At 57.1% G+C, this 17,305-nt stretch carries 15 protein-coding genes and 2 tRNA genes; 16 read left to right on the forward strand and 1 reads right to left on the reverse strand.

Annotated features, from left to right (window positions below; all coding sequences use genetic code 11):
• The first annotated feature begins 34 nt into the window (after window positions 1–34).
• From dnaK to AC3ISI_RS03675, 7 genes are all read left to right on the forward strand, one after another.
• On the forward strand, window positions 35–1,951 hold the full coding sequence (gene dnaK / locus AC3ISI_RS03645; RefSeq protein ID WP_489335517.1) for a molecular chaperone DnaK: 1,917 nt from the start codon (window positions 35–37) through the stop codon (window positions 1,949–1,951).
• Window positions 1,952–2,246: 295 nt separating this feature from the next.
• The gene (gene dnaJ / locus AC3ISI_RS03650; protein ID WP_489335518.1) at window positions 2,247–3,371 is read left to right on the forward strand and encodes a molecular chaperone DnaJ; all 1,125 of its coding nucleotides are present in this window, start codon (window positions 2,247–2,249) and stop codon (window positions 3,369–3,371) included.
• Window positions 3,372–3,381: 10 nt separating this feature from the next.
• Window positions 3,382–4,185, forward strand: coding sequence for a 4-hydroxy-tetrahydrodipicolinate reductase (gene dapB, locus AC3ISI_RS03655; protein WP_477792889.1), 804 nt, complete (start codon window positions 3,382–3,384; stop codon window positions 4,183–4,185).
• A 259-nt stretch (window positions 4,186–4,444) separates the two neighbouring features.
• Entirely contained in the window at window positions 4,445–5,581 is a 1,137-nt protein-coding gene (carA, locus tag AC3ISI_RS03660; RefSeq protein ID WP_489335519.1) for a glutamine-hydrolyzing carbamoyl-phosphate synthase small subunit, read from the forward strand.
• 119 nt (window positions 5,582–5,700) lie between these two features.
• Window positions 5,701–8,922: a carbamoyl-phosphate synthase large subunit gene (carB, locus tag AC3ISI_RS03665; protein ID WP_489335520.1), complete on the forward strand. Its 3,222-nt coding sequence runs from the start codon at window positions 5,701–5,703 to the stop codon at window positions 8,920–8,922.
• Window positions 8,919–9,395, forward strand: a complete 477-nt coding sequence (gene greA / locus AC3ISI_RS03670; protein WP_310264040.1) for a transcription elongation factor GreA — start codon at window positions 8,919–8,921, stop codon at window positions 9,393–9,395. Before carB ends, greA begins: the two co-directional genes overlap by 4 nt.
• Window positions 9,396–9,423: 28 nt before the next feature.
• A complete protein-coding gene (locus AC3ISI_RS03675) occupies window positions 9,424–9,828 on the forward strand; it encodes an MFS transporter (RefSeq protein ID WP_489335521.1) in 405 nt (134 codons plus the stop codon).
• Window positions 9,829–9,837: 9 nt separating this feature from the next.
• Here the strand turns inward: AC3ISI_RS03675 and AC3ISI_RS03680 are convergent, their stop codons facing one another.
• Window positions 9,838–10,146: a YhbY family RNA-binding protein gene (locus AC3ISI_RS03680; RefSeq protein WP_007942889.1), complete on the reverse strand. Its 309-nt coding sequence runs from the start codon at window positions 10,144–10,146 to the stop codon at window positions 9,838–9,840.
• Window positions 10,147–10,247: 101 nt separating this feature from the next.
• Here AC3ISI_RS03680 and rlmE point away from each other — a divergent pair, with 101 nt between their 5' ends.
• From rlmE to rimP, 9 genes are all read left to right on the forward strand, one after another.
• The gene (gene rlmE, locus AC3ISI_RS03685; RefSeq protein WP_489335522.1) at window positions 10,248–10,877 is read left to right on the forward strand and encodes a 23S rRNA (uridine(2552)-2'-O)-methyltransferase RlmE; all 630 of its coding nucleotides are present in this window, start codon (window positions 10,248–10,250) and stop codon (window positions 10,875–10,877) included.
• 202 nt (window positions 10,878–11,079) lie between these two features.
• Window positions 11,080–12,990: an ATP-dependent zinc metalloprotease FtsH gene (ftsH, locus tag AC3ISI_RS03690; RefSeq protein WP_032833566.1), complete on the forward strand. Its 1,911-nt coding sequence runs from the start codon at window positions 11,080–11,082 to the stop codon at window positions 12,988–12,990.
• 8 nt (window positions 12,991–12,998) lie between these two features.
• Window positions 12,999–13,850 (forward strand): dihydropteroate synthase, encoded by an 852-nt coding sequence (folP, locus tag AC3ISI_RS03695; RefSeq protein WP_489335523.1) that lies wholly within the window; start codon window positions 12,999–13,001, stop codon window positions 13,848–13,850.
• Between the two features lie 16 nt (window positions 13,851–13,866).
• Window positions 13,867–15,204: a phosphoglucosamine mutase gene (gene glmM, locus AC3ISI_RS03700; protein ID WP_489335524.1), complete on the forward strand. Its 1,338-nt coding sequence runs from the start codon at window positions 13,867–13,869 to the stop codon at window positions 15,202–15,204.
• Window positions 15,205–15,270: 66 nt separating this feature from the next.
• On the forward strand, window positions 15,271–16,026 hold the full coding sequence (gene tpiA, locus AC3ISI_RS03705) for a triose-phosphate isomerase (protein WP_489335525.1): 756 nt from the start codon (window positions 15,271–15,273) through the stop codon (window positions 16,024–16,026).
• 4 nt (window positions 16,027–16,030) lie between these two features.
• Window positions 16,031–16,414 (forward strand): preprotein translocase subunit SecG, encoded by a 384-nt coding sequence (secG, locus tag AC3ISI_RS03710; RefSeq protein ID WP_489335526.1) that lies wholly within the window; start codon window positions 16,031–16,033, stop codon window positions 16,412–16,414.
• A 22-nt stretch (window positions 16,415–16,436) separates the two neighbouring features.
• Window positions 16,437–16,522, forward strand: a tRNA-Leu gene (locus AC3ISI_RS03715).
• 96 nt (window positions 16,523–16,618) lie between these two features.
• Window positions 16,619–16,695: transfer RNA gene (locus tag AC3ISI_RS03720), tRNA-Met, on the forward strand.
• A gap of 138 nt (window positions 16,696–16,833) precedes the next feature.
• Window positions 16,834–17,292: a ribosome maturation factor RimP gene (gene rimP, locus AC3ISI_RS03725; RefSeq protein ID WP_010463487.1), complete on the forward strand. Its 459-nt coding sequence runs from the start codon at window positions 16,834–16,836 to the stop codon at window positions 17,290–17,292.
• Window positions 17,293–17,305: the final 13 nt, after the last annotated feature.

Consider the following 17,305-nt stretch of genomic DNA (forward strand, 5'->3'; position numbering starts at 1 on the left):
CGGCAACCAAATCCAAAGTTTCGGGAGAGTGAACATGGGCAAAATTATCGGTATCGACCTGGGGACTACCAACTCCTGCGTCTCCGTGCTGGAAAACGGCGTAGCCAAAGTTATTGAAAACGCTGAAGGCGCGCGTACCACGCCGTCGATCATCGCTTACGCCAACGATGGCGAAATTCTGGTTGGCCAGTCGGCCAAGCGTCAGGCTGTGACCAATCCGCATAACACCCTGTACGCGGTGAAGCGTCTGATCGGTCGTAAGTTCGATGAAGAAGTCGTACAGAAAGACATCAAGATGGTGCCTTACAAAATCGCCAAGGCTGACAACGGCGACGCGTGGGTAGAAGTGAACGGCCAGAAAATGTCGCCGCCACAAATCTCGGCTGAAATTCTGAAGAAAATGAAGAAAACCGCCGAAGACTACCTTGGCGAGCCAGTGACTGAAGCGGTGATCACCGTTCCGGCCTACTTCAACGACAGCCAGCGTCAAGCCACCAAGGACGCCGGCCGCATCGCGGGTCTGGACGTTAAACGCATCATCAACGAACCAACCGCGGCCGCTCTGGCTTACGGTATGGACAAGGCCAAGGGCGATCACACCGTGATCGTTTACGACTTGGGCGGCGGTACTTTCGACGTTTCCGTGATCGAAATCGCGGAAGTCGATGGCGAGCACCAGTTCGAAGTATTGGCCACCAACGGTGACACGTTCCTGGGCGGTGAAGACTTTGACATTCGTCTGATCGACTACCTCGTTGACGAATTCAAGAAAGAAAGCGGCATGAACCTTAAAGGTGACCCGCTGGCCATGCAGCGCCTGAAAGAAGCCGCTGAAAAAGCCAAGATCGAACTGTCCTCGAGCATGTCGACCGACGTGAACCTGCCGTATATCACTGCAGACGCCACCGGTCCTAAGCACTTGAACGTGAAAATCTCCCGCGCCAAGCTCGAAGCGCTGGTAGAAGACCTGGTTCAGCGCACCATCGAACCTTGCCGCATCGCTCTGAAAGACTCCGGTATCGACGTTGGCGCGATCAACGACGTAATCCTGGTGGGCGGTCAGACCCGTATGCCACTGGTTCAGAAGCTGGTAACCGAGTTCTTCGGCAAAGAAGCTCGCAAAGACGTGAACCCGGACGAAGCGGTTGCCATGGGGGCTGCTATCCAGGGCGCCGTGTTGGCTGGCGATGTTAAAGACGTTCTGCTGCTCGACGTCAGCCCGCTGACCCTGGGTATCGAAACCATGGGTGGCGTGATGACCGCGCTGATCGAGAAAAACACCACGATTCCTACCAAGAAATCGCAAGTATTCTCGACGGCCGATGACAACCAGGGCGCCGTGACCATTCACGTGCTGCAAGGCGAGCGTAAGCAAGCGGCTCAGAACAAGTCTTTGGGCAAGTTCGACCTGGCCGAGATTCCGCCAGCACCACGTGGCGTGCCACAAATTGAAGTGACCTTCGATATCGACGCCAACGGCATCCTGCACGTGGGCGCCAAAGACAAGGCCACTGGCAAGACTCAGTCGATCGTGATCAAGGCCAACTCCGGTCTGTCCGAGGAAGAAATTCAGCAGATGATTCGCGATGCTGAAGCCAATGCCGAGGAAGATAGCAAGTTCGCAGAGCTGGCCGCTGCCCGTAACCAGGGCGATGCACTGGTTCACTCGACACGCAAAATGGTCGCAGATGCTGGCGATAAAGTGACTGCTGAAGAGAAGGCTGCAATCGAAGCCGCTGTTGTTGCTCTGGAAGCCGCTGTTAAAGGCGACGACAAAGCTGCAATCGAAGCCAAGGTTGAAGAACTGTCGAAAGTCTCTGCTCCAGTGGCGCAGAAGATGTACGCCGAACAGGCTCAGCCTGCTGAAGGCGCGGCACCGCACGACGAAAAAGCTGAAAAGGCTGACGACGTTGTCGATGCCGAGTTCGAAGAAGTCAAAGACCACAAGTAAGTTGTTGGTCGCCCGGTTGACTGCCTTCAGGCGGTGACTGGTAGGATGTCGCCGCGCGGGAGCTTGCTCCCGCGTTGGCGTGTCTGGAGTTAGCGAATTTTTACAGCATGCGACAACGCTCGGGTGCTGGGTATGGCCGGGAATGCTCCTGCTTTTCGAGCCGAAAGTACCGCAATGAATCAAAGACCAGGATCGTTGAATTGACGTGAGTTGGGTCCGGGCCTGTATTGGGGCTCAACGAGTTTGGCAAGGCTCAGGAGAGGTTTGCCGGACGTCCTTAAGAGTGCAAAGACTTATGGCAAAGCGTGACTATTACGAAGTATTGGGTGTTGAGCGCGGCTCAAGCGAAGCGGACCTGAAAAAGGCCTACCGTCGCCTGGCGATGAAGCACCACCCGGACCGTAATCCCGATGACAAAGCGTCGGAAGAAATGTTCAAAGAGGCTAACGAAGCCTACGAAGTGCTGTCCGATTCTGGCAAGCGCGCGGCCTACGACCAGTACGGTCATGCTGGTGTCGATCCAAGCATGGGTGGCGGCGGTGCCGGTTTTGGCGGCCAGAACTTCTCCGACATCTTTGGCGATGTCTTCAGTGACTTCTTCGGTGGCGGTCGCGGCGGTTCCCGTGGTGGTGCTCAGCGCGGCAGCGACCTGCGTTACACCCTGGAATTGAATCTGGAAGAAGCGGTACGCGGTACCACCGTGAATATCCGCGTTCCATCACTGGTCAACTGCAAGCCGTGCGACGGCTCGGGTGCCAAGAAAGGCTCCTCGCCAGTCACTTGCCCGACCTGCGGCGGTATCGGTCAGGTCCGCATGCAGCAAGGTTTCTTCTCGGTGCAGCAAACCTGCCCGCGCTGCCACGGTCAGGGCAAGATCATTTCCGACCCGTGCAACTCCTGCAATGGCGAAGGTCGTGTAGAAGAATACAAAACCCTTTCCGTGAAAGTGCCGGCCGGTGTCGATACCGGTGACCGCATTCGTCTGTCCGGCGAAGGCGAAGCGGGCGCTCAGGGTGGGCCGACTGGCGACCTGTACGTGGTGATCAATGTGCGCGAGCACGCGATCTTCCAGCGTGACGGCAAGCACCTGTTCTGCGAAGTGCCGATCAGCTTTGTCGATGCGGCGTTGGGCGGCGAGCTGGAGATTCCGACCCTTGATGGTCGAGTCAAGCTGAAAATCCCTGAGGGGACCCAGACCGGCAAGCAGTTCCGTGTTCGCGGCAAAGGCGTTGCGCCAGTGCGTGGCGGCGGAGCGGGTGATTTGATGTGCCGTGTGGCGGTCGAAACCCCGGTCAACCTGGGTCGTCGTCAGCGAGAATTGCTGGAAGAGTTCCGCAACTCCCTGGCGGACGACAACAGCCATTCGCCAAAAACCACCGGTTGGTTTGAAGGCGTGAAGCGCTTCTTCGGCGATTTGTAAGGAGACGGGCATGCGACGTATTGCAGTGATGGGCGCCGCCGGGCGCATGGGAAAAACCCTGATCGAGGCGGTGCAGCAAACCCCTGGCGCCGGTCTGACGGCGGCCATTGATCGTCCTGACAGCTCGCTGGTTGGGGCGGATGCCGGTGAGTTGGCTGCGCTGGGCCGTATCGGTGTGCCATTGTCGGGTGATCTGGATCGGGTGGTTGACGAGTTCGATGTGTTGATCGACTTCACGCACCCGACGGTGACGCTGAAGAACCTCGCGTTCTGCCGCAAACATCACAAGGCGATGATTATCGGCACCACCGGTTTCAGCGTTGAAGAGAAGCAATTGCTGGCGGAGGCGGGCAAGGACATTCCGATCGTCTTCGCGGCCAACTTCAGCGTCGGCGTCAATCTTTGCCTGAAGTTGCTCGACACTGCTGCTCGCGTGTTGGGTGATGATGTCGATATCGAAATCACTGAAGCCCACCATCGGCACAAAGTCGATGCTCCGTCCGGCACCGCCGTTCGCATGGGTGAAGTGATTGCCGATGCGCTGGGGCGTGATCTGAAGAAAGTGGCGGTTTATGGTCGTGAAGGCCAAACCGGCGCTCGTGCTCGCGAGACAATCGGCTTCGCCACCGTGCGTGCCGGTGACATCGTGGGTGATCACACGGTGCTGTTCGCTGCCGACGGTGAGCGTGTCGAAATCACGCACAAGGCGTCCAGTCGCATGACCTTCGCCAAGGGGGCGGTGCGTGCTGCGTTGTGGCTGGATGGTCGTGAGCCTGGTCTCTACGACATGCAAGACGTGCTCGATTTGCGTTAAGATGCGCGCGAAATCGGGTTCAAGCGCAGCGCTTGAGCCCGTTTTTACTCCGCCAAGCGACGACCTGTCGCATTCTCCAGCCTTTCGGGCTCATTGGCGGTAGACCAAAAATGCCTTTTTCTGTAAGCTACAGCTTTAGTGTGTCCACTAAAAGCGCGCAGAATTATTCGGTGAAGAAGCGGGGTGACGTGTCCATACGTCACTCCGCTTTTTTACAACCTGCGATCGCCCTTTCAGGCTTTATTTACGGGAGGTCTTCTTGACTAAGCCAGCCATACTCGCCCTTGCTGATGGCAGCATTTTTCGCGGCGAAGCCATTGGAGCCGACGGTCAAACCGTTGGTGAGGTGGTGTTTAACACCGCAATGACCGGCTATCAGGAAATCCTTACCGATCCTTCCTACGCCCAGCAGATTGTTACCCTGACTTACCCGCACATCGGCAACACCGGCACCACACCGGAAGACGCCGAGTCCGACCGCGTCTGGTCCGCTGGCCTGGTCATCCGTGACCTGCCACTGGTTGCGAGCAACTGGCGTAACACGATGTCTCTGTCCGATTACCTGAAAGCCAACAACGTTGTGGCTATCGCCGGTATCGACACCCGCCGCCTGACTCGCATCCTGCGTGAAAAAGGCGCACAGAACGGCTGCATCATGGCCGGTGACAACATTTCCGAAGCCGCTGCCATCGCCGCCGCACAGGGTTTCCCTGGCCTCAAAGGCATGGACCTGGCAAAAGTCGTCAGCACCAAAGAGCAGTACGAGTGGCGCTCGACGGTCTGGGACTTGAAAACCGACAGCCACGCGACCATCGACGCTTCCGAGCTGCCGTACCACGTGGTGGCCTACGACTACGGCGTCAAGCTGAACATCTTGCGCATGCTGGTCGAGCGCGGTTGCCGCGTGACCGTCGTGCCTGCACAGACGCCAGCCGCCGACGTTCTGGCGATGAAGCCGGACGGCGTGTTCCTGTCCAACGGCCCGGGTGACCCGGAGCCTTGCGACTACGCGATCCAGGCGATCAAAGATGTGTTGGAAACCGAAATTCCGGTATTCGGCATTTGCCTGGGTCACCAGCTGCTGGCTCTGGCCTCCGGCGCCAAGACCCTGAAGATGGGGCACGGCCACCACGGTGCCAACCACCCGGTCCAGGATCTGGACAGCGGTGTGGTGATGATCACCAGCCAGAACCACGGTTTTGCGGTAGACGAAGCGACCCTGCCAGGTAACGTTCGCGCGATTCACAAATCGCTGTTCGACGGCACCCTGCAAGGTATCGAACGTACCGACAAGAGCGCCTTCAGCTTCCAGGGTCACCCGGAAGCCAGTCCTGGCCCGAACGACGTAGCGCCATTGTTCGATCGCTTCATCAATGAGATGGCCAAGCGACGCTGATCGCTCACCTTTATTGGTGCAAGGCTTGAGGGCGGTCCCGACACCGGCGGCCCCCTCAAGGCTTCAAAGATTGAACAAGACGGCTTGCCGACTGACCTGCGGATTTGAGTGACAAACCCATGCCAAAACGTACAGACATTAAAAGCATCCTGATTCTCGGCGCTGGCCCGATCGTTATCGGCCAGGCCTGCGAATTCGACTACTCCGGCGCCCAGGCCTGTAAAGCCCTGCGCGAAGAGGGTTACCGCGTCATCCTGGTGAACTCCAACCCAGCGACCATCATGACCGACCCGGACATGGCTGACGCCACGTACATTGAGCCGATCAAATGGCAGACCGTTGCCAAGATCATCGAGAAAGAGCGTCCGGACGCGCTGCTGCCAACCATGGGTGGCCAGACCGCTCTGAACTGTGCACTGGACCTTGAGCGCGAAGGCGTTCTGGAGAAGTTCGGCGTAGAGATGATCGGTGCCAATGCTGACACCATCGACAAGGCAGAAGACCGTTCGCGCTTCGACAAGGCGATGAAATCCATCGGCCTGGACTGCCCGCGTTCGGGTATCGCCCACAGCATGGAAGAGGCCAACGCGGTGCTCGAGAAGCTTGGCTTCCCGTGCATCATCCGTCCGTCCTTCACCATGGGCGGCACCGGCGGCGGTATCGCTTACAACCGCGAGGAGTTCGAAGAAATCTGCGCCCGTGGTCTGGACCTGTCTCCGACCAAAGAGCTGCTGATCGACGAATCCCTGATCGGCTGGAAAGAGTACGAGATGGAGGTGGTCCGCGATAAGAAGGACAACTGCATCATCGTCTGCTCCATCGAAAACTTTGACCCGATGGGCGTGCACACCGGTGACTCGATCACTGTTGCGCCAGCACAGACCCTGACGGACAAGGAATACCAGATCATGCGTAACGCCTCCCTGGCGGTATTGCGTGAGATCGGCGTGGAAACCGGTGGCTCCAACGTCCAGTTCGGCATCTGCCCGGACACTGGTCGTATGGTTGTCATCGAGATGAACCCGCGGGTATCCCGTTCTTCGGCCCTGGCCTCGAAAGCAACTGGTTTCCCGATTGCGCGTATCGCTGCCAAGCTGGCGATCGGCTACACCCTCGACGAACTGTCGAACGAAATCACCGGCGGCGCTACGCCTGCGTCCTTCGAGCCGTCCATCGACTACGTCGTGACCAAGCTGCCACGTTTTGCCTTCGAGAAATTCCCGAAAGCCGACGCACGCCTGACCACTCAAATGAAGTCGGTCGGTGAAGTCATGGCCATCGGCCGGACCTTCCAGGAATCCCTGCAGAAAGCCCTTCGTGGTCTGGAAGTGGGCGTTTGCGGCCTGGACGAGAAGCTCGACCTGAGCAATCCGGAAAGCATGAGCGTGCTTAAGCGCGAACTGACCGTGCCGGGCGCCGAGCGCATCTGGTACGTGGCTGACGCCTTCCGCGCCGGCCTGTCGGTCGAAGACATCTTCGGCATGAACATGATCGACCCGTGGTTCCTGGTGCAGATCGAAGATCTGATCAAGGAAGAGGAGAAGGTCAAGACCCTGGGTCTGGCCAGCATCGACCGTGACGTGATGTTCCGCCTCAAGCGCAAAGGCTTCTCCGACATGCGTCTGGCCAAGCTGCTGGGTGTGACCGAGAAGGCTTTGCGTCGCCACCGCCACAAGCTGGAAATCTTTCCGGTCTACAAGCGCGTTGACACTTGCGCGGCCGAGTTCGCCACAGACACTGCCTACATGTATTCGACTTACGAGGAAGAGTGCGAAGCCGCGCCATCGGGCCGTGACAAGATCATGATCCTGGGCGGCGGTCCTAACCGTATCGGTCAGGGTATCGAGTTCGACTACTGCTGCGTACACGCGGCACTGGCGCTGCGCGAAGACGGGTACGAGACCATCATGGTCAACTGCAACCCGGAAACCGTTTCCACTGACTACGACACCTCCGATCGCCTGTACTTCGAACCAGTGACCCTGGAAGACGTGCTGGAAATCGTCCGCGTCGAGAAGCCGAAAGGCGTGATCGTCCAGTACGGCGGCCAAACCCCGCTGAAACTGGCTCGCGCCCTCGAAGAGGCCGGCGTGCCGATCATCGGCACCAGCCCTGACGCCATCGACCGCGCCGAAGACCGTGAGCGCTTCCAGCAAATGGTTGAGCGCTTGAACCTGCGTCAGCCGCCAAACGCCACCGTGCGCAGCGAAGACGAAGCGATTCGTGCCGCCGCCAAGATCGGTTACCCGCTGGTGGTTCGTCCGTCCTACGTGCTTGGCGGACGCGCGATGGAAATCGTTTATGAAGAAGAAGAGCTGAAGCGCTACCTGCGTGACGCAGTGAAAGTGTCCAACGATAGCCCGGTGTTGCTTGACCACTTCCTCAACTGCGCTATCGAAATGGACGTGGATGCGGTTTGCGATGGCACCGACGTGGTGATCGGCGCGATCATGCAGCACATTGAACAGGCTGGCGTTCACTCCGGTGACTCCGCGTGCTCCCTGCCGCCGTACTCGTTGCCTGTACACATCCAGGACGAGATGCGCGAACAGGTCAAGAAAATGGCCCTGGAACTGGGCGTTGTCGGCCTGATGAACGTTCAGTTGGCGCTGCAAGGCGAAGACATCTACGTCATCGAAGTCAATCCGCGTGCTTCCCGTACCGTTCCATTCGTGTCGAAGTGCATCGGTGTTTCCCTGGCGATGATCGCGGCTCGCGTGATGGCTGGTAAAACCCTGAAAGAAATCGGCTTCACTAAAGAAATTATTCCGAACTTCTACAGCGTGAAAGAGGCGGTGTTCCCATTCGCCAAATTCCCTGGTGTGGACCCGATCCTCGGCCCAGAAATGAAATCCACCGGTGAAGTGATGGGCGTGGGCGACACCTTCGGCGAAGCATTCGCCAAGGCCCAGATGGGCGCCAGCGAAGTGCTGCCGACCGGCGGTACCGCGTTCATCAGCGTGCGTGACGACGACAAGCCTCTGGTTGCAGGCGTCGCCCGTGATCTGATCAACTTGGGTTTCGAAGTGGTTGCCACTGCCGGTACTGCCAAGCTGATCGAGGCTGCGGGCCTGAAAGTGCGCCGTGTGAACAAGGTGACCGAAGGCCGTCCGCACGTGGTCGACATGATCAAGAATGACGAAGTTACCCTGATCATCAACACAACCGAAGGTCGTCAGTCGATCGCTGACTCGTACTCCATTCGTCGTAATGCCTTGCAGCACAAGATCTACTGCACCACGACTATTGCTGCTGGCGAAGCCATCTGCGAAGCGCTGAAGTTCGGTCCCGAAAAGACCGTGCGCCGCTTGCAGGATCTACACGCAGGATTGAAGGCATGATCAAATACCCAATGACCGTCCAGGGCGCGAAAGCTCTGGAAGAAGAACACGCTCACCTGACCAAGGTCGTCCGTCCCAAGCTTAGCCAGGACATCGGAACGGCCCGCGAGTTGGGTGACTTGAAGGAAAACGCCGAATACCACGCTGCTCGTGAGCAGCAGGGGATGGTTGAGGCGCGGATTCGTGATATCGAAGGCCGGATTCAGAATCAGGTCATCATCGACGTCACGACCATACCTCACACTGGCAAAGTGATTTTCGGCACCACCGTTGAAATCGCCAACGTCGAGACCGATGAGCGCGTCACTTACCATATCGTGGGTGAGGATGAAGCTGATTTCAAACTCGGCAAGATTTCCGTCGGTTCGCCGCTGGCCCGCGCCTTGATTGCCAAGGAAGAGGGTGATGTGGTTGCTGTGAAAACGCCGAGTGGCGTGATCGAGTACGAGATTGTCGAAGTCCGCCACATCTAAAGGCCCGCGCCCGCTGCATGCGGGCGCCATGGCTTGGCAGCTGACTCAGATGTTGTGGGTCGGCGGTCTGTGGTTGTTACACATTGGTCTGTTGCCGGCGATGGGCCGAGTAGGTTTGGCGCCGCTGCTGATCGACGAAATTGCAGGCATGATGAATGCGCTGATGGTGGGATTTTCCGCAGCGTGTGTGATTTTTCAGGCTTTGGTGCTGGTAAAGGCCGAGGGCCTTGCCAGTCTATGGCGCGATATTCGTGGGCAGCTGCTGCTGATTGCGCTATGTGCGTGCGCGATGTTTTTCGCTGTGCGCCTTGTGTGGCCGGATGCAGTGCGTTGGCAGGTGTTCAGCTATCTTGTTTTGGGATTTTCCGGGCTGGTACTGGTGTTGCAGCCGGTGGCGGGAAGGAGCGGCAGGGTGCGCGAAGCACACCCTTGACCCTTGCCATCACTTGAAGCGATGGACGTTCGACAGCTGCTTGTTGACGCTGAAGTTCTTGCGGTAAATCAGTGCCATCTTGCCGATGACCTGAACCAGATCCGCTTTGCCGACCTTGCAGAGTTCTGCAATGGACGCCAGACGCGATTCGCGATCGAGGATGTTGAGCTTGATTTTAATCAGCTCGTGATCCGCCAAAGCGCGTTCAAGTTCGGCTAACACACCTTCAGTCAAACCGTTGTCAGCCACAATCAAAACTGGTTTCAGATGGTGGCCAATGGATTTGTACTGTTTCTTCTGCTCTTGAGTGAGCGGCATAATCTGACCCTTTCGTCTGGATTCTGTAAAATGGCGGCCATTTTACCCGAGGGTTCGTGGATCCGCCCAATTAATCACGACCCTTATCATCGAGGTGCCCAATGGCGCGTTCCAAGACAAGCCTTGGTTGGCTGAAAAGACATGTCAATGATCCCTATGTGAAGCAGGCGCAGAAGGATGGCTATCGCTCGCGTGCGAGTTACAAGCTTCTGGAGGTCCAGGAGAAATACAAGCTGATCCGTCCGGGTATGAGCGTTGTCGACCTGGGTGCGGCGCCCGGTGGCTGGTCGCAGGTCACTAGCCGGCTGATCGGTGGGCAGGGGCGCCTGATTGCCTCGGACATCCTGGAAATGGACAGCATTCCGGACGTGACTTTCATCCAGGGTGACTTCACCCAGGACGAAGTGCTCGCTCGGATCCTTGAAGCCGTGGGTAATTCGCAGGTGGACCTTGTGATTTCCGATATGGCCCCCAATATGAGTGGTACACCTGAAGTGGACATGCCAAAAGCCATGTTTCTTTGCGAGCTGGCTCTTGATCTGGCGGCTCGGATACTCAAGCCGGGTGGTAATTTTGTGATCAAGGTTTTTCAGGGTGAAGGGTTTGATGCTTACGTGAAAGACACTCGTCAGAAATTCGACAAGGTCCAGATGATCAAGCCGGATTCTTCCCGTGGCAGTTCCCGCGAGCAATACATGCTGGCTTGGGGCTACCGCGGCCGTAGTGAGTAAAACGAGGTTTTTTGGCGGGGCGATAGGTTTTTAGTATTTCGCCCCGTGAGCATTAGCGAATATTGTGTAGAAAGTGTTTCACAAAGGGTTACAGACGGCGCCTGCCAGAGCCGCAGGTAATGTAGTAAGTTAGGCCGGTGAATATCATGCGAAGCGCGCGCCATTAGCGGAGCTTGCTTCAGAGGGTAGTTAATTGAACGATATGGCAAAGAATCTGATCCTGTGGTTGATCATCGCGGCTGTGCTGGTGACAGTGATGAACAACTTCTCCAGCCCTAACGAGCCGCAGACCCTCAACTATTCCGACTTCATCCAGCAGGTCAAGGATGGCAAGGTCGAGCGCGTAGCGGTTGATGGCTACGTGATTACCGGTAAACGCAACGATGGCGACAGCTTCAAGACCATTCGTCCGGCTATCCAGGACAATGGGCTGATCGGCGACCTCGTGGACAACCACGTCGTGGTCGAAGGCAAGCAGCCTGAGCAGCAAAGCATCTGGACTCAACTCCTGGTCGCAAGCTTCCCGATCCTGGTGATCATCGCCGTGTTCATGTTCTTCATGCGGCAGATGCAGGGCGGTGCGGGCGGCAAGGGCGGGCCGATGAGCTTCGGCAAGAGCAAGGCGCGCCTGCTTTCCGAAGATCAGGTGAAAACCACATTGGCTGACGTTGCCGGTTGCGACGAAGCCAAGGAAGAAGTCGGCGAGCTGGTTGAGTTTCTCCGTGATCCGGGCAAGTTCCAGCGTCTGGGTGGTCGTATTCCCCGCGGCGTACTGATGGTCGGTCCTCCGGGTACTGGTAAAACCTTGCTGGCCAAGGCGATTGCCGGCGAAGCGAAAGTACCGTTCTTCACCATCTCCGGTTCCGACTTCGTTGAAATGTTCGTCGGTGTCGGTGCTAGCCGTGTTCGCGACATGTTCGAGCAGGCCAAGAAACACGCGCCTTGTATCATCTTCATCGATGAAATCGACGCCGTTGGTCGCCACCGTGGCGCCGGCATGGGCGGCGGTCACGATGAGCGCGAGCAGACTCTCAACCAGTTGCTGGTAGAGATGGACGGCTTCGAAATGAATGACGGCATCATCGTGATCGCCGCAACCAACCGTCCAGATGTATTGGACCCTGCGTTGCTGCGTCCAGGCCGTTTCGACCGTCAGGTTGTGGTCGGTCTGCCAGACATTCGTGGTCGCGAACAGATTCTTAAAGTCCACATGCGCAAAGTGCCAATGGGTGACGACGTCGCTCCAGCGGTGATCGCTCGCGGTACGCCCGGTTTCTCTGGTGCTGATCTGGCCAACCTGGTGAACGAAGCTTCTTTGTTCGCCGCCCGTGCCGGCAAGCGCATCGTCGAAATGAAAGAGTTTGAGCTGGCGAAAGACAAAATCATGATGGGCGCCGAGCGCAAATCGATGGTCATGTCCGAGAAGGAAAAGCAGAATACCGCTTATCACGAAGCCGGCCACGCTATCGTTGGCCGCGTCGTACCTGAACATGATCCTGTTTACAAGGTTTCGATCATCCCGCGCGGTCGTGCGCTGGGTGTGACCATGTTCCTGCCGGAAGAAGATCGCTACAGCCTGTCCAAGCGTGCGCTGATCAGTCAGATCTGCTCGCTGTACGGTGGCCGTATTGCCGAAGAAATGACCCTGGGCTTCGATGGTGTTACTACCGGTGCATCCAACGACATTATGCGTGCCAGCCAGATTGCGCGGAACATGGTGACCAAGTGGGGCTTGTCGGAAAAACTCGGTCCGTTGATGTATGCCGAAGAAGAGGGCGAAGTGTTCCTCGGTCGCGGCGGTGGTGGTCAGAGCGCAAGCTTCTCCGGTGAGACGGCCAAGCTGATCGACTCCGAAGTGCGCAGCATCATTGACCAGTGCTATGGCACGGCCAAGCAGATCCTCACGGACAACCGTGACAAGCTGGATGCCATGGCGGATGCGCTGATGAAGTACGAGACGATCGATGCTGATCAGATCGATGACATTATGGCGGGTCGTGCACCTCGCGAACCTCGTGACTGGTCAGGTGGTACCGGTACTTCCGGGACACCTCCGGTAGTGCAGGATGAGCGTCCGGAAACACCGATCGGCGGTCCGGCTGCTGACGTATAAGGTTTGAAATGACTTCTGTTCAGTCCTCGCCCCGGTTGCCTTGCGGCAACCGGGTTCTTGATTTGGCCCAGACGCATGTCATGGGCATACTCAATGTCACTCCTGATTCCTTTTCTGATGGTGGCCGATACAGCCAGCTCGATGCGGCTCTGCGCCACGCCGAGTCTATGGTAGCGGCAGGTGCGACGTTGATAGATGTCGGTGGCGAGTCAACCCGGCCAGGTGCCCGAGCGGTTTCTCCGCTTGAGGAGTTGGAGCGCGTAGCGCCTATCGTTGAGCGCATCAATCGCGAACTGGATGTGATTATTTCTGTCGATACCTCCACTCCAGCGGTTATGCGCGAGACTGCGCGGTTGGGTGCAGGCTTGATCAATGATGTGCGTTCGCTACGTCGAGACGGTGCCCTTGATGCTGCAGCGGCCACCGGGCTGCCTGTGTGTCTAATGCATATGCTCGGTGAGCCGGGCGACATGCAGGACAATCCGTTCTATCAGGATGTCACTAAAGAAGTGGGCGAATTTCTCGCTGAGCGCATGGCTCGGTGTGCGTCGGCGGGAATTCCATCGGAGCGGATTATTCTTGATCCGGGTTTTGGCTTCGCGAAAACCTTGCAGCACAATCTAAGCTTGTTTAAGCATATGAAAGACTTGCATGTCTTGGGGCGGCCTCTGTTGGTCGGGGTTTCGCGAAAGAGCATGATCGGTCAGGCCTTGAATAGGCCGGTTGGGGAGCGTCTGTATGGCGGTCTGGCGCTCGCAGCGCTGGCTTCGGCCAATGGGGTGCGTATATTGCGCGTCCATGATGTAGCTGAAACAGTGGACGTGGTGCGGATGATTGCCGCAGTAGAATCAGCCGAATAAAAATGATGGAGTACTTATGAGTAAAAAATACTTTGGCACCGACGGAATTCGTGGCCGGGTCGGTGAATACCCGATCACTCCTGATTTCATGCTCAAGCTCGGCTGGGCCGCGGGCATGGCGTTTCGCAAGATGGGCGCTTGCAAGGTGCTGGTAGGTAAAGACACCCGAATCTCTGGCTATATGTTCGAGTCGGCACTCGAGGCTGGTCTGACGTCGGCAGGCGCCGACGTGATGTTGCTGGGCCCGATGCCTACACCGGCGATCGCCTATCTGACGCGCACCTTTCACGCCGAAGCCGGCATCGTGATAAGTGCTTCGCACAACCCTCACGATGACAATGGCATCAAGTTCTTCTCCGGTAAGGGTACCAAGCTGCCGGATGAAGTCGAGTTGATGATCGAAGAATTGCTCGATACGCCGATGACCGTGGTGGAGTCGAGCAAAATCGGTAAAGTGTCACGTATCAACGACGCCTCTGGCCGTTATATCGAATTCTGCAAAAGCAGCGTCCCGACCGGTACCAGCTTCGCGGGGTTAAAGATCGTGGTCGACTGCGCTCATGGCGCGACGTACAAGGTAGCACCTAGCGTGTTTCGTGAGCTGGGCGCTGAAGTCGTTGTGTTGTCCGCCCAGCCTAACGGCCTGAACATCAATGACAATTGCGGTTCGACTCATATGGGTCAATTGCAGGCTGCCGTATTGGCTGAGCATGCTGATCTGGGTATCGCCTTCGATGGTGACGGTGATCGCGTCCTGATGGTCGATCACACTGGCGCCATTGTTGACGGTGACGAGCTGCTCTATATCATCGCCCGCGATCTCCATGATCGGGACAAGCTGCAAGGTGGCGTGGTCGGTACGTTGATGAGTAACCTGGGGCTGGAGCTGGCTCTGGCTGATCTGTCGATTCCATTTGTGCGCGCCAACGTCGGCGACCGGTATGTCATTGCTGACTTGCTTGAGCGCAACTGGTTGGTGGGTGGTGAAAACTCGGGGCATATCGTCTGTTTTAACCACACCACTACAGGTGATGCGATCATCGCAGCATTGCAGGTTCTGATGGCGCTGAAAAGGCGTTCAGAAGCTCTGGCACAGGCTCGTCAGGCGCTTCGTAAGTGCCCGCAGGTGCTGATCAATGTCCGGTTTGGTGGTGGTGCGAGCCCTCTCGAGCATCCGGCGGTCAAGGAGGCGAGTGACCGTGTCACCAAGGCGATGGCCGGCCGTGGTCGTGTGCTCTTGCGCAAGTCCGGGACGGAGCCGCTGGTGCGCGTCATGGTCGAAGGCGAGGACGAAACACAGGTTCGCGGTTACGCCGAAGAGCTGGCAAAACTGGTTACTGAAGTTTCTGCCTGAATTCGGCTTGCCAGCCATGATTGTGTTGGGTAACATCTGCGCCCACTTTGACCGACGAGGTACAGCATGCGTCGCCCTATGGTAGCTGGTAACTGGAAGATGCACGGTACCCGCGCCAGCGTCGCTGAGCTGATCAATGGCCTAAGTCGTCTGGCCTTGCCGAGCGGTGTTGATGTAGCGGTATTCCCGTCTTGCTTGCATATCAATCAAGTGGTTGATGGCTTGAAAGGAAAGTCGATTTCAGTCGGCACGCAGAACTCTGCGGTGGAAGCCGGGCAAGGTGCATTGACCGGTGAGGTTGCGCCGAGTCAGTTGGTGGATGCAGGCTGTTCCCTGGTGCTTGTCGGGCACTCTGAGCGCCGCCAGATTATGGGCGAGCGAGACGAGATGCTGATTCGCAAGTTCGCAGCGGCACAGGCGTGTGGCTTGATTCCGGTGTTGTGTGTAGGGGAAACCCTTGAGCAGCGCGAAGCCGGGAAAACTCTTGAGGTTGTCGGGCGTCAGCTGGGCAGTATCATAGAGGAGCTGGGTGTTGGTGCTTTTGCAAATGCAATAATTGCTTACGAGCCGGTCTGGGCCATTGGCACCGGGCTGACTGCTTCGCCGCAACAGGCGCAGGATGTGCACGCAGCCATTCGCGCTCAGTTGGCGGCAGAGAATTCTGAAGTCGCACAAGGTGTGCGGCTTCTATACGGCGGCAGCGTGAAGGCGGCCAATGCGGTCGAACTGTTCGGCATGCCGGATATCGATGGGGGGCTCATTGGTGGGGCTTCCCTGAATGCAGATGAGTTCGGTGCGATTTGTCGCGCCGCGGGAAACTGAAAAAATGCTGGAAACAGTCGTAGTCGTTTTTCATCTGTTGGGTGCATTGGGCGTAGTTGCTCTGGTATTGCTGCAGCAGGGTAAGGGTGCGGATGCTGGTGCGTCTTTCGGAGCAGGTGCTTCAAATACTGTGTTCGGAAGCCAAGGTTCCTCTACCTTTCTTAGTAAGTTTACTGCTATACTTGCCGCAGGTTTCTTCATAACCAGCTTAGGGTTAGGTTACTTTGCTAAAGAGAAAGCTCACCAGCTGGCTCAAGTAGGTCTCCCAAATCCGGCGGTGTTGGAAGTTCCAAAGCAGCAGCCGGCTTCTGATGATGTACCGGTGCTTCAAGAGCAAAAGTCGGCTACTCCAGCGACTGACGTACCTCCAGCTCAAGAGCAAAAGTAAGAAGGGTTTCAAACGTAGTATTGCCGAGGTGGTGGAATTGGTAGACACGCAACCTTGAGGTGGTTGTGCCCATAGGGTGTAGGGGTTCGAGTCCCCTTCTCGGTACCAATTATCAGGAGAGCCCGCTGTTGCGGGCTTTCTTGTAGGTGGAAGGTTACATTGACCCTGTCAGGGATCGGTCGTATACTTCCGCCCCAGCTTTGTCGCGGGGTGGAGCAGTCTGGTAGCTCGTCGGGCTCATAACCCGAAGGTCGTCGGTTCAAATCCGGCCCCCGCAACCAGTTTAAGGAGCCCCTTTTAAGGGGCTTTTTGTTAGCTGGACACTTTCTACGCCGCTGTTCGACGGCGTTTCAAGGATGGGCGTTTCGCCCATTTTTTTATTTTGCAGAGCATGCACATACATGCACGAGGGGGTTCAGGTGTCGAGCAAGCTAGAAGAGTTGCAGGCCTTGTTGGCCCCGGTGGTCGTGGCCCTGGGCTATGAATGCTGGGGTATTGAGTTTTCGGCTCAGGGTCGTCACTCGATGTTGCGCGTTTATATCGATAAAGAGGGCGGTGTGCTGGTGGACGATTGTGCCATTGTCAGCCGTCAGATCAGCGGTGTCCTGGATGTTGAAGATCCGATCGCTGTTGAATATACCCTTGAGGTTTCCTCGCCTGGCATGGAACGCCCGCTGTTCACTATTGAGCAGTTTGCAAAATTTGCCGGTGAACAAGTGAAGATCAAGCTGCGCTCGCCTTTTGAAGGACGACGCAACTTTCAGGGCCTTCTGCGTGGTGTAGAAGAGCAGGACGTCGTGGTGCAGGTAGAAGACCATGAGTTTCTGTTGCCGATCGATATGATCGACAAGGCCAACATTATTCCCAGTTTTGACTGAGACGCGGATCCCG

It is taken from the genome of Pseudomonas sp. GL_139_B, assembly GCF_057834475.1.

What these genes read in the sequence shown, in the direction of transcription:
- dnaK (WP_489335517.1), top strand. Translation starts at nt 35, where the DNA reads ATGGGCAAAATTATCGGTATCGACCTGGGGACTACCAACTCCTGCGTC.
- dnaJ (WP_489335518.1), top strand. Translation starts at nt 2,247, where the DNA reads ATGGCAAAGCGTGACTATTACGAAGTATTGGGTGTTGAGCGCGGCTCA.
- dapB (WP_477792889.1), top strand. Translation starts at nt 3,382, where the DNA reads ATGCGACGTATTGCAGTGATGGGCGCCGCCGGGCGCATGGGAAAAACC.
- carB (WP_489335520.1), top strand. Translation starts at nt 5,701, where the DNA reads ATGCCAAAACGTACAGACATTAAAAGCATCCTGATTCTCGGCGCTGGC.
- greA (WP_310264040.1), top strand. Translation starts at nt 8,919, where the DNA reads ATGATCAAATACCCAATGACCGTCCAGGGCGCGAAAGCTCTGGAAGAA.
- AC3ISI_RS03675 (WP_489335521.1), top strand. Translation starts at nt 9,424, where the DNA reads ATGGCTTGGCAGCTGACTCAGATGTTGTGGGTCGGCGGTCTGTGGTTG.
- AC3ISI_RS03680 (WP_007942889.1), bottom strand. Translation starts at nt 10,146, where the DNA reads ATGCCGCTCACTCAAGAGCAGAAGAAACAGTACAAATCCATTGGCCAC.
- rlmE (WP_489335522.1), top strand. Translation starts at nt 10,248, where the DNA reads ATGGCGCGTTCCAAGACAAGCCTTGGTTGGCTGAAAAGACATGTCAAT.
- ftsH (WP_032833566.1), top strand. Translation starts at nt 11,080, where the DNA reads ATGGCAAAGAATCTGATCCTGTGGTTGATCATCGCGGCTGTGCTGGTG.
- folP (WP_489335523.1), top strand. Translation starts at nt 12,999, where the DNA reads ATGACTTCTGTTCAGTCCTCGCCCCGGTTGCCTTGCGGCAACCGGGTT.
- glmM (WP_489335524.1), top strand. Translation starts at nt 13,867, where the DNA reads ATGAGTAAAAAATACTTTGGCACCGACGGAATTCGTGGCCGGGTCGGT.
- tpiA (WP_489335525.1), top strand. Translation starts at nt 15,271, where the DNA reads ATGCGTCGCCCTATGGTAGCTGGTAACTGGAAGATGCACGGTACCCGC.
- secG (WP_489335526.1), top strand. Translation starts at nt 16,031, where the DNA reads ATGCTGGAAACAGTCGTAGTCGTTTTTCATCTGTTGGGTGCATTGGGC.